This window comes from Pseudodesulfovibrio karagichevae, assembly GCF_041414475.1.
In the GTDB taxonomy this organism is placed as follows: domain Bacteria; phylum Desulfobacterota; class Desulfovibrionia; order Desulfovibrionales; family Desulfovibrionaceae; genus Pseudodesulfovibrio; species Pseudodesulfovibrio karagichevae.
Map to the genome: position 1 here is coordinate 59,623 of NZ_JBGLYH010000012.1, position 21,279 is coordinate 80,901.

Here is a 21,279-nt window from a genome sequence, read left to right on the forward strand (position 1 = left end):
TTTGTCGGGTGTGGGTGCGCGGTCAGACGTAGAAGACTGTGATCCCGATCATGGCCAGGAGGTAGAACAGGCCGAAGATGCCGCCGAGCGCCCACCAGCGCGCCTGGCTGATGAAGCCCGCACCGTACCAGATGGGCGAGGGGCCGGTGGCGTAGGGGGTGATGATGCCCATGAGGCCGAGGGAACCGGCCAGCATCAGGGCGACCTTGGGCAGCATCTCAGGCGGCAGCAGCGGGGCGGCCGTGGCCATGAACAGGGGCAGCAGGGCCGTGGTGTGCGCCGTGGTGCTGGCGAAGAAGTAGTGGAGCACGAAGAAGAGGATGACCAGCAGGACGACCACCGCGCCCGGGGCCATGCCCGCAAGGTTGTTGGAGATCATGTTGCCCACCCAGTCGAGCACGCCGGTCTTCTTCAGGCCTGCGGCCATGGCCACCAGGGTGGCGAACCAGGTCAGGACGTTCCAGGCGCCCTTGTTGGTGATGACGTCCTCCCAGGTGATGATGTTGGTCAGGACCATGAGGGAGAGCACGAAGATGGCGGCCACGGTGGAGTCGACGTGCAGCTGCTTGCCGAATATCCAGAAGATCAGGGCCAGGATGGCGTAGCCGAGCATCATCAGTTCCTTGGTGCTGACGGGGCCCATCTTGCGCAGTTCCTCGGCGGCCCAGGCCGGGGCCTCGGGCGAGTGCTTCAGGGTCGGCGGGAAGAGCAGATAGCCCAGCCACGGGGTCAGGACGAACAGGGGCAGCATGGCCGGAATCATGATCTTGGCCCAGTCCCCCCAGCTGATGGATATGCCCACGCTCTTCTGGATCATGTCCACGGCCAGCAGGTTCGGTGCCAGGGCGGTCAGGAACATGGAGCTGGTCACGCAGGTGGCGCTGATGCCCACCCAGTGCAGGTACGCGCCCATCTTGCGCGGCTCGTTGTCCGGGGTGGAGTTGAACATGGGCGGGATGTTGCTGGCGATGGGGTAGATGGTGCCCGCGCTGCGGGCGGTGTTGGACGGCATGAACGGGGCCAGGATGGCGTCGGAAAAGGCGATGGCGTAGCCCAGCCCGAGGGTGGACTTGCCCAGGAAGCGGATGAGCTGCAGGCTGATCCGCTTGCCCAACCCTGTCTTCTGGTAGCCCAGGGCGAACATGAAGGCCGAGAAGATCAGCCAGATGACGCCGTTGGAGAACCCGGACAGGGCCCAGTTGCGGTTGACGGTCGGGCTCGGGTCGATGAGTCCGAGGACCGCCACCAGGGCGACGCCCGACAAGCCCACCAGGGCGGCCGGGACGGGCTCGATGATGAGGCCGACCACGACGCCGACGAAGATGGACAGGAAATACCACGCCTGGGGGGTCAGTCCCTCGGGGGTGGGCAGGATGGCCATGAGCACGGCCACGATGATGGGGGAGAACTTCAGGAGAGTCTTCATGGTACGAACCTCGTTTTGGTGCATTGGTTGCTGTGTGGTTTGAAGAGGTGAACGATCGCCATGCCGGTAACGTCTGCACCGCCGAATAATTCCTATCCTATTCTCTCCAATGCCAGATTGGAATTGTACAGTCAATCAAGGGGCAAAACGCGCATTCGGTTTGGATTCGGGGAAATCCTCATGGGGGACGAAAACGCTGGTGGGTGAGTGTCGGTCTGCTCGAAGAGGAACTGCAACGGATTGGCGCGGCCTTGACCGGTCGGGCTCTTCTTCGGAGCTGCCCCATCAAGCGGCTGCGCACCGTTCGGGTGACAAAAAGCGGTTGCGCCTGAACAGGCGCAACCGCTTTTTGTCGTATCTCGACATGCAATGTCATGTGCCGCGGTTTTTATTGCGACTTCGGCGTATTCTCCGATGCGGCCGAAAAGGCGTGGCAACGGCTGAGTATTCTATCGTGGCAGCCATTGCCTGCAGTTTTTTATTAGTGATTTGACATTTTCAATAAACTTACCGACATGGAAACCGTCACACACCGCATGGTGGACCTGAATCGCAAGCGGCATCATTGTTTCTTCTCTTTCTTCTATGTACTTGCCTATTGTTATGATTGGAAGCAGGTAGTTTGTGTCTGAAAAAACATTGATATTGAAAGCGGTAAAATCGATCCACGGCACGCTTGATATGGTAAAAATGTTCTTGGGACAGTCAGGTTTTGGGAATAAAGCGCCTGTGCAAAATTCAGATATGTCGGCAGTACATCTGTCATGGAAGGTGGCAAACGATCTGTCGTAACAAGTCCATATGGAAGAAAAAGTCTCACTCTTGCTGTTTAATACGGTATAGAGCGGATTCACCATATCCCAGTACCCGAGACGGCCTGCTTTATCGAGGCTCATTCTGAATTCCGGAAAGTTGTTCACGGCACAAGTCAGGATATAGATTTGTGCAATGTAATCCTTTAGGCCAAGTGATTTAAGTTGCTTGCGAAATGCGGTGATATCTATATTGACGACAACGCTGTATGAGCAACGGACATTATTCAGATAGTGTTCGAAATGTTCCTTTCTGTTCCATGTTGCCAGATCAATCACGTTAAACTTCATACTATCTCACCTTGTTGGCTGCTGATGTAGATGCTCAGAGATAAAAAAGGGAAAAGGGCTTATGGAATTTTTCCCATAAGCCCTTGATTTCCTTGGTAGCGGGGGCAGGATTTGAACCTACGACCTTCGGGTTATGAGCCCGACGAGCTACCGTACTGCTCCACCCCGCGACACGTGAGAGGGAGTATCTAGGTTGATACCGGACCTTTGTCAACCCGCTGGACCGTCTTTTTATTCGATAGGGCATCTTCGCGTCGTGGACAAAAGAAAAAGCGGTTACATCCATTCAGATGTAACCGCTTGATTTCCTTGGTAGCGGGGGCAGGATTTGAACCTACGACCTTCGGGTTATGAGCCCGACGAGCTACCGTACTGCTCCACCCCGCGACACGTGAGAAGGAGTTTCTAGGTTGATGCCGGATTTTTGTCAACAGCAAATTTAGAGAAAGTCCCAAAAGTTTTTGCGGGTCGCGTAATCCCTGATCAAACGGGGAAATGGCCAGCAAAAAGTTTACAACCGCGCCCGAATTCCGTAGAGAATCACCCCTATGAGCAACGCAGAAAAGTTTTCCGTGGTCCTGCCTGTATACAACGAGCAGGACAACCTGCAGACCCTGTTCGCCGAGATCAGGGCTGCGGCCGACTCCACGGGTCGCCCCTGGGAGGCCGTGTTCGTGGACGACTGCAGCACGGACCGAAGCCTGTCCATCATCCGCGAACTGGCCGAGCAGCACCCCGAGGTGCGCTACGTGGCCTTTGCCGAGAATCGGGGCCAGTCGGCCGCCTTCTGCGCCGGGTTCGACGCGGTCGAGTCCGACATCGTGGTCACCATGGACGCGGACCTCCAGAACGACCCCTCCGACATCCCGGACATGCTCGCCGCCTTCGGCCATGACTGCGAAATGGTCATCGGCTGGCGGGCCAAGCGCAGGGACACCTTCATCAAGCGCATTTCGTCGAGGATCGCCAACAAGATCCGCGACTCCATCGTGGACGACGGCGTGCACGACACCGGCTGCTCCCTCAAGGTCATGCGCACGGACCTGCTGCGCCGCATCCCCCGGTTCAAGAACATGCACCGCTATTTCCCCATCCTGATGAAGATGGAGGGCGCGCGCATCCACGAGGTCAAGGTCAACCACAGGCAGCGCGGGGCGGGCGTGTCCAATTACGGCACCCTGGACCGGGCCCTGGCGGGCATTTGGGACCTCATCGGGGTCAAGTGGCTCATCACCCGGCACATCGGCTACACCGTCAAAGAGAAGAAATAGGCATGTCCCTGCCCGACCACTGGTGGCTGCTGGCCCTGGTCGTGGTCGTCCAGGGGCTTTTTTTCGTGCGGATCGTTATTTTACGGATGCGCGGGAAAGGGGTACAACCCTTGGCGCGTTCGGCGCAGGCGGCCCTGGCGGTCTCCGGGCTGGCCGGGCTGGCCTACGGGTTCGTGCAGCGCGACCCGCTGTTTTTCCTGGGCCAGGCGTGTCTGCTGGTCCTGTATTATCGTATGCAACGTGAGCGAAATGACCTCGGATAAGCAAGACTCCTCCCTGAATTTCAAGTCCCTGGCCAAGGGGCTGATCATGCTGGCCGTGCTCGGCGGGGCGGTCTACGTCTCCCGGGCCATGGGCCTGGGCGACATGCTGTCCAACACCCAATGGTTCAACGACCACGTGCTCGGGCGCGGGCCGCTGTCCGTGATCATCTTCCTGGCCGTGAGCACGGTCTTCACCGCCGTGGGACTGCCCCGCCAGCTGATCGGTTTCCTGGGCGGCTTCGCCTTCGGGATCTTCGGCGGCACGGTGCTGTCCACGGTGGGGTCGGGGTTGGGCTGCGCCCTGGCCGCGCTGTACGGCCGCATGGGCGGCCGCGACCTGGTGGAGCGCAAGCTGGGCACGAAGGTGCACAAGGTCAACCGTTTCCTCCAGCACGAACCGTTCAACACGGCCCTGGCCATCCGGCTGTTCCCCCTGGGCTCCAACCTGATCGTCAACCTGGCCGCCGGGGTCAGCTCCATCCCGCTGATGCCCTTCGTGCTCGGCTCGACCCTGGGCTACATCCCGCAGAATTTCATCTTCGCCCTGTTCGGCGCGGGCATGAACCGCGAATCGACCACGGGCGTGGTCCTGTCCGTGGGCATGAGCGTCGCGCTCTTCGTGATTTCCGGCTGGTTGGGAATCCGGGTCTACCGGCGTTACCGCAGGCAGGCCGGGGTCCCGGAGAACATGGACGACTAGCGCGCTCCAAGGGGAACGATTCGTCCGATCGAAAGGGATTTGCCTACGGGCGCAGCGAGGGGTAGCGGCGCGAGAGCTCCCGCCACAGGAGCCAGACCGCTCCGGCCACGACCACGCCCCAGAGCCATCCGGCCAGGACGTCCGTGGGGTAGTGCTTTCCCAGGTAGACGCGCGAATAGCCCGTCAGGAGCGGGACCACCAGCGGCCACGCCTTGAGGCCCGGCCACAGGAGCAGGGCGAGCAGAGCCAGGGTCATGGTGTTGGCGCAGTGGGCCGAGGGGTAGGAAGTGCCGTTTTCCTTGGTCCGGACAAAGGCGTCCGGCCGTGAGCGCCACTCGCCGTTTTCGACGTAGCGGGTGCCGGCCACGGCGTTGAGCGGGCGGACCCGGTGGATCCCGTCCTTGGCCAGCTTGGTGGTGAAGTCCGACACCCCCATGCCCGCCAGCAGGACGAGGAAGAGGATGAGCTGTTTTTTGCCGCCCTTGAGCACGGCGGCGGCCACGGCCACGGCCAGAAGGGCAAAGAGCACGGCCATGGACGAGAGCAGGGGCATGATCGTGTCCAGCAGGCCGGAGTGCCAGTGCTGGTTGATGAGCAGGAAGAGTCGCAGGTCCAGGGCGGGGGTGGCGAAAAACATGGCGTTCCTTTCGATTTTTCGGAATGCATAGCCGTCTTTGGCCCGGCGGGCAACTCCGGGGTTGCCAAACCATAAAAAAGGTTCAAGAGTCCGATTCATGGAAACAGCGGGAAGACAGGCGCGGCTGGCGGTGACCATGCCCAGGTTGAGCCGGTACGGCGGTGCGGAATCCTTTGCCTGGCGGCTGAGCGAGGCCTTGGCCGCGCGCGGTTACAAGGTCGACTTCATCTGCGCCCGGTGCGAGACCGACCCGCCCGACGGGGTCGAGCCCGTGGTGCTGGGCCGGTTCGGGGCCTTCCGCCTGGTCAAGGTCCTGTGGTTCGCCTACGCTGCGGACAAGGCGTGCCGCAAGGGCGGCTACGATCTCGTCTTCGGCATGGGCAAGACCCTGAACCAGGACATCCTGCGCATCGGCGGCGGCCCCATCTCCAAGTTCTGGGAGCTTTCGCAGCGGGCCTGGCCCAAGGGGTTCGCCCGTTCCTTCAAGATGCTGCGCAGGCGGTTGTCCCCCGGCAACTGGGCCATCCACCTCATCGACCGCATCCGCATGAAGCGCACCCCGCGCATCGTCTGCGTCTCCGACCTGGTCCGCGACTGGCTGGTGGAGGCGCACCCGTCCCTGAACAAGGACGCCATCGACGTGGTCTACAACCGCCCGGACCTGGAGCGCTTCTCGCCCATCGGCGGCCAGGAGCGCCTGCGGCTGCGGGCCGCGTACCTGATCGGCGAGGATCAGGTGGTGGTGGCCACGGCGGCCACCAACTTCGCCCTCAAGGGCATCCGGCACCTGGTGGGCATGATGGCCCTGCTGCCCGGGAATTTCGTCCTGCATGTGGCCGGGGGGCGCAACCCCGCCAAGTATGAGCGCATGGCCCGCGAGCTGGGCGTGGCCGAGCGGGTCCGTTTCCTGGGCCGGGTGGACGACATGCCCGCCTTCTACCGCGCGGCCGACGTGTTCATTCTGGACACCTTCTATGACGCCTGCTCCAACGCCGTGCTCGAGGCCCTGGCCTGCGGCTGCCGGTCCGTGTCGAGCGCACTGAACGGGAGCGCCCGCTTCCTGCCGCCGCGCTGGGTCTTTCAGGACCCCGCCGACGAGAAGGCCATGGCCGCCCTGGTCCGCCGCGTGGCCGACGAGCCCCGGCCCGGTCCTTTCGAGTGGCCGGAGGACGTGCGCTCGGGACTCGAACCTTATATGGAAATGGTCGAGCGGGCGCTGGCCGAAAAATAGCCGGTCCGGAAGACGCGAAACGGCCGGGGGATGAATGTCCCCCGGCCGTTTCGCGTTTTTGGGCAGGGCTCCGGCGCAGATCGGCCGGGGTCGCTTCGAGTGCTCCGGTTTGCCGGTATCGGGTGAACTGTTTTCCATCATGCCACCGGGTTGCAATACAATGGGCGGCCCGCCAACAGGGCGGAAAAACCTTTACTGTTTCGGCGGTGCGGGTTTAAGAGGGATGATAAACCGTTCTCGGGCGACCGTGTTCCGCATGGGAATCAAGAGGTTGAGGCGGTTTGGGAACAGGCCGCCCGGCACCAACCAGACAGGAATATCCGATGATCGTGAACGTGGTGGAGTGTTTGTCAGGCGCACGGCGCGCCAAGGGTCTGGTCGTCATCGTGGACGTGTTCCGGTCCACCACCCTGGGCTGCTTCCTGGCGGCCGGGGGCGTGGCCGAGTACATCGTCACCGACAGTCTGGACCGGGCGCGGGCCATGGCCGCCGAGCGCGGGGGCAAGGTCATCGGCGAACTGGTGGACGTCCCGCCCAAAGAGTTCGACTATCTCAACTCCCCGGCCCTCATCGAGAAGGCGGACATCCGGGGCGAGACCCTGATCCACGTGACCAACGCGGGCACGCGCGGGCTGATGGTCTGCGAGGATGCCGACGAGGTCATCATGGGCTCCTTCGTCAACGCGAAGGCCGTGGTCGGCTACGTCTTGGCCAAACAGCCGGAGGTGGTCACCCTGGTGGCCATGGGCACCGGCGGGACCATGCGCGCCCAGGAGGACATGATGTGCGCCATGTACATCAAGAACGAGATTGAGGAATATCCCAACAGCTTCAAGACCCTGAAGAAATTCCTTCACGACGTGGATACGGCGGCCAAGTTCTTCGACGACGCCCGCGAGGACTGCCCGGAAGAGGATTTCGACCTGTGCATGGATCTCGACCGCTTCGGCTTCATCCTCAAGGGAGAACCCGTGGAGGGCGGCGTGAGGCTTGAGAGAGTGGACGTTCCCGCGAGGGAGACCGCCTGAAGGGGGGAGCGTGAACGACCCGTTGCAGAAGATCCTCATCGTCGATGATTCCCGGACTAACCTGGCCCTGCTCAACCACATGCTCCGCGACGTGGAGTGCAGGGTGGTCCAGGCGGACAGCGGCCTGGAGGCCGTGGACATGGCCCGGAACGACGATTTCGCCCTGATCCTTCTGGACATCCAGATGCCCGGCATGAACGGCTACGAGGCCGCTTCGAAGATCAAGGAGCACGAGCGCAGCCGCAACGTGCCGATCATCTTCATCACCGCCATCTACCAGGACGAGGAGAACGTGCGCCAGGGCTACGAGACCGGGGCCGTGGACTACCTCTTCCGGCCCGTGGACGTGGACATCCTGATCAGCAAGGTCAAGGCGTTCCTGCAGATGAACCGCCAGAAGGTCCTGCTCGAGCAGGAGATCGAACAGCGCCGCCGCACCGAGGCCGCCCTGCGCGTGGCCGAGGAGAAGTACCGCTCCATTTTCGAGCGGGCCTTCGAGGGAATTTTCCAATGCACCCCGGATGGGAAATTTCTGGAGGCCAATCCGGCCATGCTGCGCATCCTCGGCTACGACCGCATGCAGGACGTGGTCGGCAGGCCCGCCTTCCGGGACCGGTTCATGCCCGAGGAGAGCGAGCGGCTGGCGCACCGGGAGCTCTTGGCGCGCAACGGGGCCGTGACCGGCTTCGAGTTCCGTCTGCAACGGCGCGACGGGGAGGTCGTCTGGTGCTCGGAGTCCTCCAGGGTGGTCCGTCCGGGCAACGGCGGCGATTTCATCGAGGGCGTCCTCGAGGACATCACCGAGCGCAAGAACGTCGAGCTCGAGCTCAAGCGGCTGGCCACCCAGGACAGCCTGACCGGCATCGCCAACCGGCACCGCTTCTTCGACCGGCTGGAGCACGCCCTGGCCCTGGCCAAGCGCTACGGGACCAAGGTGGCCGTGCTCTTCGTCGATCTCGACGATTTCAAGCGCGTCAACGACACCCACGGCCACCAGACCGGGGACGAGCTCCTGCGCCAGGTAGCCGCGCGGCTGCAGCAGCGCATCCGCGAGTCCGACACCCTGGCCCGGCTGGGCGGGGACGAATTCGGCATCCTCCTGCCCGACATCTCCAACCAGGAGGGAACCCTGAGTTTCACCCGCAACCTCCTGGACGTGGTCCGGGAGCCCTATGACGTGGGCGGACTGGAACTGGTCATCGGGGCGACCATCGGCATCAGCTTCTACCCCGAAGACGGCAAGGACACCGTGACCCTCATCAGCCGGGCGGACGCCGCCATGTACGGGGCCAAGAAAAAAGGCAGGGCCGACTACGGGACCTTCGCCGAATATGATTCGCCGGAGTAGGCCGGCGGCCCGTCCTGGGCTGTTTTTTCCCGAGGGCGTTTCGCGTGGGCGGAACGCCCTTTTTCATTCCCGCAGGCAATGATTTTACGCTCCTGTCGAGGAGGGGCGGCGGGGGCGGGAAGCAAGACGGGCCGGGGGCTGAGCAGAGTTAAGAAAATTACATACTTAGGCGGTGGGTTCTTAACGAAAAAAAGCGCAAGGTGCTTGACTTGGGGCTTTTTTCGGGGCATGGAACTCGTTAATTCTTGAAAATTTTATTGGTTCAAGATTCCCGCAAATTTACTGCCAAAGGATGGGGTATGATTTTCAATTGGCTGCATTTTGCAATTGTCTTGTTTCTGCTCGCTGGTCTGCTCTTTGCCATCGGGCCGTTGATTCTGGCGGGGCTGCTGGCCCCCAAAGCGAGGGGAGGGGATATCGGCATGCCGTACGAGTGCGGCATGATCCCCTACGGCAGTTCGTGGGCCCGGTGGGGCGTATCCTATTATGTATACGCCCTGATCTTCCTGGCCTTCGACGTTGACGTCCTTTACCTGTTCCCGGTCTCCACGGCGTATGCAGACGCCGACGGCTGGGCGCCCTTCGTAAAGGTCTTCATCTTCCTGTTCTTCCTTATTCTTTCCGTCATCTATTTTTGGGCGAAAGGGGTGTTCACATGGCCGCGCAGGATTCAGTAGTGCAACCGGAGTTCCTGACGGCGGGCAACCATCGCATGGATCCGCCCATCGTCAACATGAAACTGGCCCAGGACCTCTTCGACGTCTGCCGTTCCATGTCGCTGTGGCCCATGACCTTCGGTCTGGCCTGCTGCGCCATCGAGATGATGGCCACCGGCATGGCCCGGTTCGACATGGCCCGGTTCGGGGCGGAGGTCTTCCGGCCCTCGCCGCGCCAGTCCGACGTCATGATCGTGGCCGGCACGGTGACCAAGAAGATGGCCCCGGCCGTCGTCCGCCTCTATGAGCAGATGCCCGGACCCAAGTGGGTCATCGCCATGGGCAACTGCGCCATCTCCGGCGGTCCCTTCAAGATCAAGGACAACTACAACGTGATCCAGGGTGTGGACACGCTCATCCCCGTGGATGTCTACGTGCCGGGCTGTCCGCCCAGGCCCGAAGGGCTGCTCGAGGGCTTCTTCGAGCTGCAGCGCCTGATCACCGGCAAACGTTGGTGGCCCGTCGCCGCCAAGGTGGAGGGCTAGCCATGTTGCAGGCTTTGGAAGGAGTGGCGACCCAGTGCGTCGCCAAACAGGATCCGGCGGCCACCGGGCACGCCTGGTCGGTTTTTCTGGCGCCCGGCCAGATCGTCAAGGCCGCCGGGAAGCTGTTCGAGGCCGAATACTCCCTCGAGGACATCTCCGCCCTGGACGTGGATGAGGGCTTTCTGGTGCAGTACCATTTCAACCGATGGACCGTGAACGAACGGGTCGTCCTCCGCATCCTCGTCGGCAAGGACAACCCCGTGGTTCCGTCCATCACGTCCGTCTTCGACGGCGCCGAGTGGCATGAGCGGGAGACCCGCGACTTCCACGGCGTCGTGTTCGAGGGCAACCCCAACCTCGTGCCGCTGCTCTTGGCGGTGGAGGACGAGGATCTCTTCCCGCTGCGCAAGGACGACAAGGCGCGCAAGTCCGTCAAGGACCTGCTCTCCCTGGGTGAAGTCGTGTCCTGCTCGGCGGAAGTGGAAGCGTTGTTTGCGGAAGCGGAGGCCGGGGAGGCCTCCGACGCGTAGGCCGGGGCGACCGGTCGGTATCAAACACCGGACTGAGAGTGTATGTCGGCTTACCAGAATACGGAACAAATGAAGGGTGATTTCTACACCCAGAAGTTCGAGGCCGGGAAGCAGGACGGCACCCTGATCATCAATATGGGTCCGCAACACCCGTCGACGCACGGCGTTTTGCGGATCGTGATCGAGGTGGACGGCGAATACATCGTCCGTGCCGAGCCCGTGCTGGGCTACCTGCACCGCATGCATGAAAAAATGGGCGAGACCCAAACCTGGGGCGGATTCATCCCCAACATGGGCCGCGTCGACTACGGCCACGCCATGGCCTGGAACTGGGCCTACGTGGGCGCGGTCGAAAAACTGATGGGCATCGAGGTGCCGGAGAGGGCGGAGTATCTGCGGGTCATCATGACCGAGTTCAACCGCCTGGCTTCCCACCTGCTGTGGTGGGGCGCCTACATCCTCGACCTCGGCGCGTTCACGCCCATCATGTACGCATTCGACGATCGTGAAATGATCCTGGATCTCCTGCAGAGGCCGTCGGCCTCCAGGCTGACCTACAGCAACTTCCGCGTCGGCGGCGTGCAGATGGACATCGACGACAAGTGCATCGAGTTGATCAAGGCGTTCATCCCGCACTTCCGCGAGAGACTGCCCATGTACCACGATCTCGTCACCAAGAACCTCATCCTGCGCCGCCGGATCGAGGGCATCGGCATCATCGACCAGGACATGTGCCGCCGCTACGGCTGTACCGGTCCCGTGCTTCGTGGTGCCGGCGTCCCCTACGACGTGCGCCGGAGCGAGCCCTACTCGATCTACGACCGTTTCGATTTCGAGATTCCCTCGAGCGACACCTGCTGTTCCGCCGGACGCTACCACGTCCGCCTGGCCGAGATGGAGCAGTCCATGCGCATCATCGAGCAGGCCCTGGAGCAGCTCCCGTCCGCCGAGGGCGGGCACATCATGGACAAGGCTCCCAAGCCCGCCATGAAGCCGCCTGCGGGCGAGGCCTACTTCAACGTGGAGGGAGGCCGCGGCAAGATCGGCGTCTACGTCGTCTCCGACGGCGGCAAGGTGCCGTACCGCGTCAAGCTGCGCGCGCCGGGCTTCTCCAATCTGAGCGCGTTCGCCGAGGCCGCCACAGGAACGCTCCTGGCCGACGCCGTGGCCATCCTGGGCAGCCTGGACCTGATCATTCCTGAAATCGACCGGTAGGGGGAATAATGAACGCATTCTTAACAAACCTGATAGTCCTGATCATCGCGGCGGTCGCCGCCATGGTCTGGCTGGGGATCAACGCCCTGGTGTGGGTCTACTGCGAGCGCAAGTTCGCGGGCCACATCCAGCGTCGTCCCGGCCCCTTCGAGGTCGGCCCCCACGGCGTGCTCCAGCCGCTCATCGACGGCCTGAAGCTCATGGGCAAACAGCTCCTGACCCCGGACAACGCGGACGCGGCCCTGTACTGGCTCGCCCCGATCCTGTCCATGCTGCCGGTGCTGCTGCTCTTCCTGCCCATCCCGTACGGCCCGGTGCTGACCGGCATGGACGTCAACCTCGGCCTGCTGCTCATCCTGGCCTTCTCCAGCTTCAACGGGCTGGCCGTCATCCTGGCGGGCTGGGCCTCCAACAACAAATGGGGCGTGCTCGGCGCGGCCCGCGCCGTGTCCCAGACCGTGGCCTACGAGATCCCGCTGCTGCTGACCGTGCTGGCCATCTCGTTCATGACCGGCACCCTGAGCCTGACCGAGATCACCGCCATGCAGGACGGCTACATCTGGAACTGGTTCATCTTCAGGAACCCGTTTACGTTCCTGGCCTTCTTCGTCTTCATCATCGCCATGTTCGGCGAGACCAACCGCGCCCCGTTCGACCTGGCCGAGGCCGAGTCCGAACTGACCGCCGGTTTCCATACCGAGTATTCCTCCATGGGCTTCGGCCTCTTCTTCATGGCGGAATACGGCTACATGGTCGTCATGTGCTCCGTCTGCTCCGTCCTGTTCCTGGGCGGCTATCACGGCCCCATCCCGGGTGTCGACGGATGGTGGTGGATGCTCATCAAGACCTACGCCCTGTTGTCGCTCATGGTCTGGGCACGCTGGACCTTCCCCCGCGTCCGGTTCGACCAGCTGCTGAACATCAACTGGAAATGGTTGCTGCCGCTGGCCACCTTCAACCTGTTGGCCATCGCGCTGATCGTGAAGCTGTAGGGGTGTAGACATGGGTAAATTCAAGGAAAAAGTCATTCAGCCGATTCTCGACAGCTGGTCTCTGATCGTGGGCCTGAAGATCACGGGCAAGTACTTCTGCAAGCCCCTGATCACGGTCCACTATCCGCGCGAGGTCCTCGACGACGAGAATCTGGGAACATACGGCGGGCATGTCGAGCTCATCGGCAAGCCCAAGGATCCGGCCACGCCCAAGTGCATCTCCTGCATGATGTGCGTGACCAACTGTCCGAGCAAGTGCCTCACCGTGGTCAAGTCCAAGCCTCCCAAGCTCACCGCTTCGGAGGAAGCGGCCATGAAGGCGGCCGAGGAAGCGGGGGAAAAGGTCGTCAAGCCCAAGGCCCCCAAGAACCCGGCCAAGTTCATCTACGACTACACCCTGTGTTCGCTGTGCGGCACCTGCATCGACAACTGTCCGGCCAAGTCGCTGAGATTCTCCAATAACATCTATTGGGTGGCGACTTCCAGAAAAGAGATGAAAATCGATCTTCTCGCCCGGCTCAAGGAGCAGGCCACGGAGCTTTCCGCGCCTGCCCCCAAGACCGAGGCCGCACCGGCCGCGGCGGAGAAGGAGGCGTAATATGGAAGTCTTGGCAAAAATAGCATTCGGCGTGTACACGCTCGTCATTCTGGGCGGGGCCGTCCTCGCCGTGTCGAGCAGCAGCCTGGTGCGCGCCCTCATCGGCCTGATCACCACGCTCGTCGGTGTGGCCGGGATGTATCTGCTCCTGGCGACGCCCTTCATGGCCTTCATGCAGCTGCTCATCTACATCGGCGCGGTCAGCGTCCTGATCTTCTTCGCGGTCATGCTGACCCGGGCGGAGCAGGGCGGCGACGAGTCCGACAAGGCGCCCATGAAGCGCTACCTCTACGGATTGGCGGCCACCATGGCCCCGGCGGCCCTGCTGGGCTGGCTGGTCCTGACCCGGCCCGCCGCATCCGTGGCCGTGCCCGTGGAAGTGACCATCAAGCAACTCGGCGACGGGCTGCTCGGCTCCTACTTCCTGCCCTTCGAGCTGATCTCGGTCATCCTGATGGTCGCCATGTCCGGCGCCGTCCTGCTGGTCTGGGAGAAGCGGGGCCATAAGAACGGGGGGGATAAGTAAATGAGCGCATTGACCCTCTATCAACTCGTCGCCTTGATTCTCCTGTGCGCGGGCATTTTCGGCCTGACCCAGCGCAGGAGCCTCGTCGGCATGCTGATCTCGGTGGAGCTGATGCTTAACGGCGCGGGGCTGTCCATGGTGGCGGCCGCGCAGCTGACCGATTTCAGCGCGGTCCTCGGACAGCTCGGCACCCTGTTCGTCATGGGCCTGGCCGCAGCAGAAGCCACGCTGGTCCTGGCCATGATCGTGGTGGTTGCAAGGCGTTTCAAATCCGCCAAATCCAGTGACATCACTACTCTGAAGGAATAACTATTATGGAAGGTGTAACGACATATAGTCCCATTCTTCTGCCGGTGGTGTTCACGCTCCTCACGCCGCTTTTCATCTACCTCTGTCGAGGGGATGAGAACCGGCGGGAGGCGATCAGCTTCATCGGTGCGTTCCTGACCTTCACCTCGGTGCTCTGGATGGCGCCGAAAGTCCTCGCCGGACAGGTCCTCTACTACCACGTAACCACCATCCTGCCGGGCATCACCATAGCCTTTGCCGCGGACGGGCTGTCCATGGTCTTCGCCCTGATCGCTCCGTTCCTCTGGTTCTTCGTGACCAGCTACAACATCGGCTACATGCGCGGGCTGAACGAGCACGCGCAGACCCGCTATTACGTATGCTTTGCGGTGGCCATCTTCGGCGCCCTCGGCGTGGCCTTGTCGGCCAACGTGTTCACGCTCTACCTCTTCTACGAGGTCATCACCGTGTTCACGTACCCGCTGGTCTATCACCACGAGGACGAGGAGGCCAAGGTCGGCGCCCGCAAGTACATCGTCTACTTGATGGGTACCTCCAAGCTCTTCCTCCTGCCCGCCATGGTCCTGACCTATGTCCTGGTCGGCAACCTCGACTTCAACCTGGCCGACATCCAGCACGGCATGTTCAACGCCCAGGTCGTCGCGGCCCACCCCAGACTGGTGGCGCTGACCTACTGGCTGTTCATCCTCGGCATCGGCAAAGCGGCGCTCATGCCGTTCCACAACTGGCTGCCCTCGGCCATGGTCGCGCCCACTCCGGTCTCGGCCTTGCTGCACGCGGTGGCGGTCGTCAAGGCGGGCGTGTTCTGCGTCTGCCGCATCGTGCTCTCGGCCTTCGGGACCAAGACCGCCGCGGCCCTGACCATGAGCCAGGTCTTCATCGGCTCGCCCGGCTCCTGGCTCGGCGACCTGCCCATCGGCCTGGGTACGGCGTACATCGCGGCCTTCACCCTGACGGTGGCCTCGTTCATCGCCCTGACCAAGGACGACATCAAGGCGCGGCTGGCCTACTCGACCGTGGCCCAGCTGTCCTACATCGTGCTCGGCGTGACCATGCTGGTCGACTCGGGCGTGCAGGGCGGCGTGATGCACATCGCCCACCACGCCTTCTCCAAGATCACGCTGTTCATGGCGGCGGGCGCCATCTACGTCGCCTGCCACCTGAAGAAGATCAGCCTGATGGACGGACTGGGCCGGCGCATGCCGCTGACCTTCGGCGCCTTCGGTATCGCCTCCCTGTCCATGATCGGCATGCCGCCGGTCTGCGGGTTCGTCTCCAAATGGTACCTGGTCAACGGCACACTCGATGCCCACCAGTGGCCGCTCTTGTGCGCACTGCTCCTTTCGACGGCGCTCAATGCGGGCTACTTCGTGCCCATCACCTACAGGGCCTTCTTCAAGAAGCCCAAGCCCGAAGCCAACATCGGCCAGTACAACGAGCCGTCCATGACCATGGTGATTCCGCTGTGCATTACGGCCTTCATCTCGGTGTTCTTGGGTCTGTATCCGCAGACATTCCTGAACTTCGTCAACGTTCTCGGCAAGTTCTAGGGGGGTATATATGAGTCAACAGAATGGATTGGGCGAGCTCCTCGCCAAATGGCGAGACAACTGGAAGACGTGGAGGACCATCTTCTTCGTCGTGTTGGGCGTGCTCGTGCTGCTCAACGTCCCGTTCGTCACGCACCACCCGCACTTCGGTCTCGACAGGTACCCCGGGTTCTTCGCCGGATTCGGCCTGATCGTCGGGCTGGCCATGGTTATCATCATGAAAAAGATCATCCAGCCGTTCATCGCCCGCAAGGAGGACTACTATGGGGACTGATATCTTCATCCACCCCGCGGTGGGCTTCCTCCTGCTGGCCCTGCTGGTGCCCCTGATGCCGGCAAGCCTGTGGAAGAACAAGGCCCTGCGGGGCGCGCTGGCGATCATTCCGCCGCTCATCGCCCTGTACTCCATATTCACGGTGAATGAGGGCTCCTACGGGGTGCTGCACTACCTTGACCAGGCCCTGACCTTCGGGCGCGTGGACAAGCTGTCCATCGTCTTCGGCCAGGTCTTCGCCATCATTTCCTTCATCGGCTGCATCTACGGCATGCACGTGGAGGACAAAGGGCACTACGTCTGCGCCTCGCTCTACGTGGCGGGCGGATTCGGCTGCGTGTTCGCGGGCGACCTGCTGACGGTCTTCCTGTTCTGGGAGCTGATGTCCATCGGCTCGACCTTCCTCATCTGGCAGGCCAGAACCCAGGAATCCGTGCACGCCGGTTTCCGCTACTTCCTGTACCACACGGTGGGCGGCCTGTTCCTGCTGGGCGGCCTGCTCCTGAAATACAAGGCCACGGGCGGCTTCGCCTTCGACCTCGTCAACCCGGCCGAGGCCCATCTCTACGATTGGCTGATCCTGACCGGCTTCTGCGTCAACGCCGCCGTCGTGCCTCTGCACGCCTGGCTGCCCGACGCCTACCCCCGGGCCTCCGTGGCCGGTGCGGTGTACATGTGCGCCTTCACCACCAAGACCGCGGTCTACGTGCTCTGCCGGGGCTTCGCCGGCTGGGAGGTCCTGGCCATCGCCGGTACCTTCATGGCGGTCTACGGAGTCCTTTACGCGTGCATCGAGAACAACGCCCGGCGCATCCTGTCCTACCACATCGTATCCCAGGTGGGATACATGGTCGCGGGCATCGGCATCGGCACGGCAATGACCATCAACGGCGCCGTGGCCCACGCCTATGCCCACATCCTCTACAAGGGGTTGCTCTTCATGGGCACCGGCGCCATCCTGTACTCGGTCGGCACGGCCAAACTGGACGAACTCGGCGGCCTGGTCACCAAGCTGCCCTGGGTCATGGTCTGGTACATGGTCGCGGCCCTGTCCATCTCCGGCATGCCGCTGTTCAACGGCTTCATCTCGAAGACCATGACCATCGCGGGCGCCGCCGAGCACCACCGCACCTTCCTCGCCCTGGGCATGGAGATAGCGGCGGTCGGTACGTTCATCTCGGTGGGCATCAAGCTCCCATACTTCGCGTTCTGGGGGCGCAAGAAGGAATTCACGGGCGAGGTCAGACCGCTGCCCGTCAACATGTACATCGGCATGGGCCTGTGCGGCCTGCTGTGCATCGCCCAGGGCGTCTACCCCCACATGCTCTACAAGTACCTGCCCATGGTCGTGGAAGAACCCTTCCACCCCTGGACCATCGACAAGGTCATCAACGCGGGCCTGCTGCTCGGCTTCTCCGGCCTGGCCTTCTACCTGACCCGGTACATCATCACGCCGCACAAGGCGCTCAACCTGGACTTCGACTGGTTCTATCGCCTCATCGGCAAGGTGACCATGCGGGCCCTCTGCTGGCCTGCGGCCAAGGTTGACGACGTCTGGACCGAGGTCTACCGGACCGTCGGTCTGCGCGGGCTCATCGGCATGGGCAGAGGCACTTCCTGGTTCGACAAGAAGGGCATCGACACGGTGGTGGACGGCAGCGCCTACACCGTCAGGAACATCGGCAGGGCGGGGGCCAAGGTTCAGACGGCCAACCTGCAGGACTACCTGGCGCTGGCCGCCGTTCTCGGCTTGGGCATCTTCGCCCTGGTATGGTACTTCGGCTAAGCCGGACAATCTAAGGAGAGCTCATTTTGGACTTCGGATATCCGGTACTCACAATATTGATCGCATTCCCGCTCATCGCGGCGTGCGGACTCTTCTTCCTGCGGGCTCCGCAGGTGGTGAGGTACTACACCATGGCGGTGTCCCTCATCGAGTGTCTGCTTGCAGTGCCGCTCGTGGGCTTCAAACTGAACGCTGACTTCCAGTTCGTCGAGCAACTGGACTGGGTCCACCAATGGGGCCTGCAGTACTACCTCGGCGTGGACGGAATCAGCATACTTATGGTCCTTCTGACCATCGCGGTCCTGCCGCTGTGCGTCATGTGCTCCTGGACCTACATCGGCAAGCGGGTCAAGGAGTTCCACTTCTGCCTGCTGTTCATGACATCGGCCGTGCTCGGCGTGTTCTGCGCCCTGGACCTGGTCCTGTTCTACGTGTTCTGGGAAGCCATGCTCATCCCCATGTACCTGCTCATCGCGGTCTGGGGCGGCGACGACCGCAAATACGCGTCGCTCAAGTTCTTCCTGTACACCCTGGCGGGGTCCACCCTGTTGCTCGCGGCCATCGTGGCCTTCCGGGTCACGGGCGGCACCTTCTCCATTCCGGACCTGATGCAGATGAACTTCAGCTTCCGCTTCCAGTTCTGGGCCTTCCTGGCCATGGCGCTCGCCTTCGCCATCAAGGTGCCCATGTTCCCGTTCCACACCTGGCTGCCCGCGGCCCACGTGCAGGCGCCCTCGGCCGGTTCCGTCATCCTGGCGGCCGTGCTGCTGAAGATGGGCACCTACGGGTTCCTGCGCTTCTGCCTGCCGCTGACCCCGGCCGCCAGCCACTACTTCGCCCCCATGATGATCGCGATCTCCATCGTATCCATCCTGTACGGCGGAGCCATCGCCCTCGGGCAGTCCGACATCAAGAAGCTGGTCGCCTACTCCTCGGTGGGCCACATGGGCTTTGTGACGCTGGGCATCTTCCTGTTCAACCAGCGCGGCGTGGAAGGCGCGCTCTTCCAGATGCTCAACCACGGCATCGTCACCGGCGCGCTGTTCATGATGATCGGCGCGGTCTACGAGCGGAGCCACAGCCGCGAGATCAGCAAGAACATGGGCCTCGGCAAGTATCTGCCCGCCTTCATGTTCTTCTGGGGCCTGATGGCCCTGGCTTCCTTCGGGTTCCCCGGGACCAACGGGTTCGTGGGTGAAATCCTGGTCTTCATCGGCGCTTTCCAGGACTCCCCGTTCATCGGCATGTTCCTGGTGCCCGGCGCGCTGCTCGGCGCGGCCTACATGTTCCGTGTCTCGCTGAAGATGGCTTGGGGCAAGCCCAGCACGGCCAAGACCTGGCGCGATCTGAACGCGCGGGAGTGGATCTACCTGACCATCCCGGCCGTGTTCGTGCTCTGGATCGGCCTGGCGCCCACCGGCTTCTTCAAGATCATCGACCCGTCCGTCAACAAGCTGCTCAACGACTTCGACCAGCGCAAGGTCGCTGCCGTGGAAACCGAGCAGCCTATGCAAACAGCCGCCGCGGACCTCTCGGGCCTGCTGGCGGAAAAGGAATAGGGGGCTTACGACGTGAACTTCAACATCACTGCGCTTGTCCCGGAACTGTTCTTCCTCTGTATGGTGCTGGCCCTCATGGTCCAGTCGCTGGGCAGCAGGGAGTGGAAACCGCCGGTTGAGAAATGGCTGCCGTTCGGCGCCTGCGCCGCGTTCTTCGTGACCATCACCGGCTTCCATCTGCATGGATCCATGTTCTGGGACGTCTACAAAGTGGACCTCATGTCCCAGTTCTTCAAGATCGTCATCACCTTCGGCTTCTACGTGGTCGTGCTCAACGCCTCGCGCCAGCCGACCCTGGACGAGGGCAAGCGGGCCGACTACTATATGCTGCTCGGCTTCTCCACCCTCGGCCTGATGCTGCTCGCCTCCTCCGTGGAGCTGATCACCATCTACCTGGCCCTGGAGCTGGCCTCCTACTCGATGTATGCGGTCATCCCGCTGCGCGCCAAGGACAAGGGCGCGGCCGAGGCGGGCATCAAGTACATCATGTTCGGCGCGGTCGCCACGGCCCTGGCCCTGTACGGCTTGTCCTACATCATGGCCACCCAGCACACGACCTACATCGCCGAGCTCATGAACAAACCCTGGTCCTTCGCCGACCAGCCCATGGCCGTCGTCGGCCTGTCGCTCTTCCTGGGCGGCATGTTCTTCAAGCTGGCCCTGTTCCCGTTCCACTTCTGGTGCCCGGACGTCTACCAGGGCGCCAGCAACGAGACCGCCGCGTTCGTGGCGACCATGCCCAAGATGGGCGCCATCGTGGTCCTGTGCCGCCTGGCCGTGCTGCTCAAGCCCGGCCTGGAGATCACCACCATCCTGGCGGTGCTCGGCGCGCTGTCCATGACCTTCGGCAACCTGTCGGCCCTGGCCCAGACGGACATCAAGCGACTGCTCGGTTTCTCGTCCGTGGCCCATGCGGGCTACATCATGGTCGGCCTGGTCTCGGGCACCCCCGAGGGCATCGGCGCGGCCGCGTTCTACGGCATGGCCTACCTGGTCATGAACCTGCTCGTGTTCTGGATCGTCAGCCGCGTGGCCTCCGACGGCCGCAACCTCAAGCTGAACGATCTGAACGGCCTGTACAAGAAGGCCCCGGTCCTGGCGTTTTCGCTGGCCGCCGGCGCGTTCGCCCTGGTGGGCCTGCCGCCGACCATGGGCTTCATGGGCAAGTTCTTCCTGATCACCTCGGCCTGGGATCACGGCTACAACTGGCTGGTCATCACTCTGGTGGTCAACTCGGCCATCGCCATCTACTACTACCTGTCCCTGTTCCGGCACGCCTTCACCGAAGAGTCCGCGCCGAGCCAGGCGGCTCCGCCGGACAACGGCTGGTTCGCCTCCGCAGGCGCGGGCATGCTCGCCGCCGCCGTGCTGCTCATCGGCATGGTCCCGGCACCCCTGTTCAACTTCGCCATCAATGCGGGCAAGACCCTCTATGGCATCACCGTCACCTTCGCGGGCGCCGGACACTAGAACGGGCTGCATAAACCAATAAAAAGGGCGGAAGCGATGCTTCCGCTCTTTTTTTGCCTCCGGCGGCCGGGGGAAGGGGAGAAGGGAACCCTTTGAGAAAAGGGTTCCCTGTGCAACCGGAAACATGGGTAACAGTTCTGCCCGGGTACATGGGTAACACTTTTATTGTTCGTCCACCGGTTCCGGGGGCCTGATCAGGCCCCCGGAACCGGTGGCGGGCAGGACGCCGAGCAGGACCGAACCGGCGTAGACGTTCAGGTCG

Annotated in this window: 22 protein-coding genes and 2 tRNA genes; 19 read left to right on the forward strand and 5 right to left on the reverse strand. The window is 62.5% G+C overall.

Translation table 11 applies throughout. The features are described from left to right. Positions 1–22 precede the first annotated feature (22 nt). The 4 genes from AB6M95_RS06385 to AB6M95_RS06400 all read right to left on the reverse strand — a co-directional run bounded on the left by AB6M95_RS06385 (position 23) and on the right by AB6M95_RS06400 (position 2,916). Positions 23–1,426, reverse strand: coding sequence for an anion permease (locus AB6M95_RS06385; protein WP_371385904.1), 1,404 nt, complete (start codon positions 1,424–1,426; stop codon positions 23–25). 449 nt (positions 1,427–1,875) lie between these two features. Next, positions 1,876–2,529: a type A chloramphenicol O-acetyltransferase gene (gene catA / locus AB6M95_RS06390; RefSeq protein ID WP_371385905.1), complete on the reverse strand. Its 654-nt coding sequence runs from the start codon at positions 2,527–2,529 to the stop codon at positions 1,876–1,878. 93 nt (positions 2,530–2,622) lie between these two features. After that, positions 2,623–2,699, reverse strand: a tRNA-Met gene (locus tag AB6M95_RS06395). Positions 2,700–2,839: 140 nt separating this feature from the next. After that, positions 2,840–2,916, reverse strand: a tRNA-Met gene (locus AB6M95_RS06400). Between the two features lie 161 nt (positions 2,917–3,077). On the opposite strand from AB6M95_RS06400, the gene AB6M95_RS06405 reads away from it, so the two are divergent. From AB6M95_RS06405 to AB6M95_RS06415, 3 genes are read left to right on the forward strand one after another with little or no spacing between them, the layout of a single operon-like run. After that, positions 3,078–3,800 (forward strand): glycosyltransferase family 2 protein, encoded by a 723-nt coding sequence (locus tag AB6M95_RS06405; protein WP_371385906.1) that lies wholly within the window; start codon positions 3,078–3,080, stop codon positions 3,798–3,800. 2 nt (positions 3,801–3,802) lie between these two features. Next, positions 3,803–4,063 (forward strand): lipid A biosynthesis domain-containing protein, encoded by a 261-nt coding sequence (locus AB6M95_RS06410; RefSeq protein ID WP_371385907.1) that lies wholly within the window; start codon positions 3,803–3,805, stop codon positions 4,061–4,063. Further along, on the forward strand, positions 4,050–4,763 hold the full coding sequence (locus AB6M95_RS06415) for a TVP38/TMEM64 family protein (protein WP_371385908.1): 714 nt from the start codon (positions 4,050–4,052) through the stop codon (positions 4,761–4,763). Before AB6M95_RS06410 ends, AB6M95_RS06415 begins: the two co-directional genes overlap by 14 nt. A gap of 43 nt (positions 4,764–4,806) precedes the next feature. On the opposite strand, the gene AB6M95_RS06420 is transcribed toward AB6M95_RS06415, so the two are convergent. Beyond that, positions 4,807–5,400: a phosphatase PAP2 family protein gene (locus AB6M95_RS06420; protein WP_371385909.1), complete on the reverse strand. Its 594-nt coding sequence runs from the start codon at positions 5,398–5,400 to the stop codon at positions 4,807–4,809. A 97-nt stretch (positions 5,401–5,497) separates the two neighbouring features. Here AB6M95_RS06420 and AB6M95_RS06425 point away from each other — a divergent pair, with 97 nt between their 5' ends. The 16 genes from AB6M95_RS06425 to AB6M95_RS06500 all read left to right on the forward strand — a co-directional run bounded on the left by AB6M95_RS06425 (position 5,498) and on the right by AB6M95_RS06500 (position 21,017). Next, positions 5,498–6,631, forward strand: a complete 1,134-nt coding sequence (locus tag AB6M95_RS06425) for a glycosyltransferase family 4 protein (RefSeq protein WP_371385910.1) — start codon at positions 5,498–5,500, stop codon at positions 6,629–6,631. A 323-nt stretch (positions 6,632–6,954) separates the two neighbouring features. Then, the gene (locus tag AB6M95_RS06430) at positions 6,955–7,659 is read left to right on the forward strand and encodes a 2-phosphosulfolactate phosphatase (protein ID WP_371385911.1); all 705 of its coding nucleotides are present in this window, start codon (positions 6,955–6,957) and stop codon (positions 7,657–7,659) included. Between the two features lie 10 nt (positions 7,660–7,669). Further along, entirely contained in the window at positions 7,670–9,007 is a 1,338-nt protein-coding gene (locus AB6M95_RS06435) for a diguanylate cyclase domain-containing protein (RefSeq protein WP_371385912.1), read from the forward strand. A 299-nt stretch (positions 9,008–9,306) separates the two neighbouring features. Continuing rightward, positions 9,307–9,684, forward strand: a complete 378-nt coding sequence (locus AB6M95_RS06440) for an NADH-quinone oxidoreductase subunit A (RefSeq protein WP_371385913.1) — start codon at positions 9,307–9,309, stop codon at positions 9,682–9,684. Beyond that, the gene (locus AB6M95_RS06445) at positions 9,663–10,208 is read left to right on the forward strand and encodes an NADH-quinone oxidoreductase subunit B (RefSeq protein WP_371385914.1); all 546 of its coding nucleotides are present in this window, start codon (positions 9,663–9,665) and stop codon (positions 10,206–10,208) included. The genes AB6M95_RS06440 and AB6M95_RS06445 overlap by 22 nt, the downstream gene beginning before the upstream one ends. 2 nt (positions 10,209–10,210) lie before the next feature. Further along, complete coding sequence (locus tag AB6M95_RS06450; RefSeq protein WP_371385915.1) at positions 10,211–10,738, forward strand: NADH-quinone oxidoreductase subunit C; 528 nt, start codon at positions 10,211–10,213, stop codon at positions 10,736–10,738. 42 nt (positions 10,739–10,780) lie between these two features. Next, positions 10,781–11,953: an NADH-quinone oxidoreductase subunit D gene (locus AB6M95_RS06455; RefSeq protein WP_371385916.1), complete on the forward strand. Its 1,173-nt coding sequence runs from the start codon at positions 10,781–10,783 to the stop codon at positions 11,951–11,953. A gap of 8 nt (positions 11,954–11,961) precedes the next feature. Then, a complete protein-coding gene (nuoH, locus tag AB6M95_RS06460) occupies positions 11,962–12,945 on the forward strand; it encodes an NADH-quinone oxidoreductase subunit NuoH (RefSeq protein WP_371385917.1) in 984 nt (327 codons plus the stop codon). A gap of 10 nt (positions 12,946–12,955) precedes the next feature. Next, on the forward strand, positions 12,956–13,543 hold the full coding sequence (locus AB6M95_RS06465) for a 4Fe-4S binding protein (RefSeq protein ID WP_371385918.1): 588 nt from the start codon (positions 12,956–12,958) through the stop codon (positions 13,541–13,543). Between the two features lies 1 nt (position 13,544). Next, entirely contained in the window at positions 13,545–14,069 is a 525-nt protein-coding gene (locus tag AB6M95_RS06470; RefSeq protein WP_371385919.1) for an NADH-quinone oxidoreductase subunit J family protein, read from the forward strand. Beyond that, positions 14,070–14,378 (forward strand): NADH-quinone oxidoreductase subunit NuoK, encoded by a 309-nt coding sequence (nuoK, locus tag AB6M95_RS06475; RefSeq protein WP_371385920.1) that lies wholly within the window; start codon positions 14,070–14,072, stop codon positions 14,376–14,378. A gap of 5 nt (positions 14,379–14,383) precedes the next feature. Continuing rightward, positions 14,384–15,928 carry a monovalent cation/H+ antiporter subunit D family protein gene (locus AB6M95_RS06480; protein WP_371385921.1) on the forward strand — a complete coding sequence of 515 codons (1,545 nt, stop codon included), beginning with the start codon at positions 14,384–14,386 and terminating at the stop codon, positions 15,926–15,928. Positions 15,929–15,938: 10 nt separating this feature from the next. After that, complete coding sequence (locus AB6M95_RS06485; protein WP_371385922.1) at positions 15,939–16,202, forward strand: hypothetical protein; 264 nt, start codon at positions 15,939–15,941, stop codon at positions 16,200–16,202. Next, entirely contained in the window at positions 16,192–17,988 is a 1,797-nt protein-coding gene (locus AB6M95_RS06490; RefSeq protein WP_371385923.1) for a Na(+)/H(+) antiporter subunit D, read from the forward strand. The genes AB6M95_RS06485 and AB6M95_RS06490 overlap by 11 nt, the downstream gene beginning before the upstream one ends. Positions 17,989–18,011: 23 nt before the next feature. Then, positions 18,012–19,547: a complex I subunit 4 family protein gene (locus AB6M95_RS06495; protein WP_371385928.1), complete on the forward strand. Its 1,536-nt coding sequence runs from the start codon at positions 18,012–18,014 to the stop codon at positions 19,545–19,547. Between the two features lie 12 nt (positions 19,548–19,559). Next, positions 19,560–21,017 carry an NADH-quinone oxidoreductase subunit N gene (locus AB6M95_RS06500; RefSeq protein ID WP_371385924.1) on the forward strand — a complete coding sequence of 486 codons (1,458 nt, stop codon included), beginning with the start codon at positions 19,560–19,562 and terminating at the stop codon, positions 21,015–21,017. Positions 21,018–21,279: the final 262 nt, after the last annotated feature.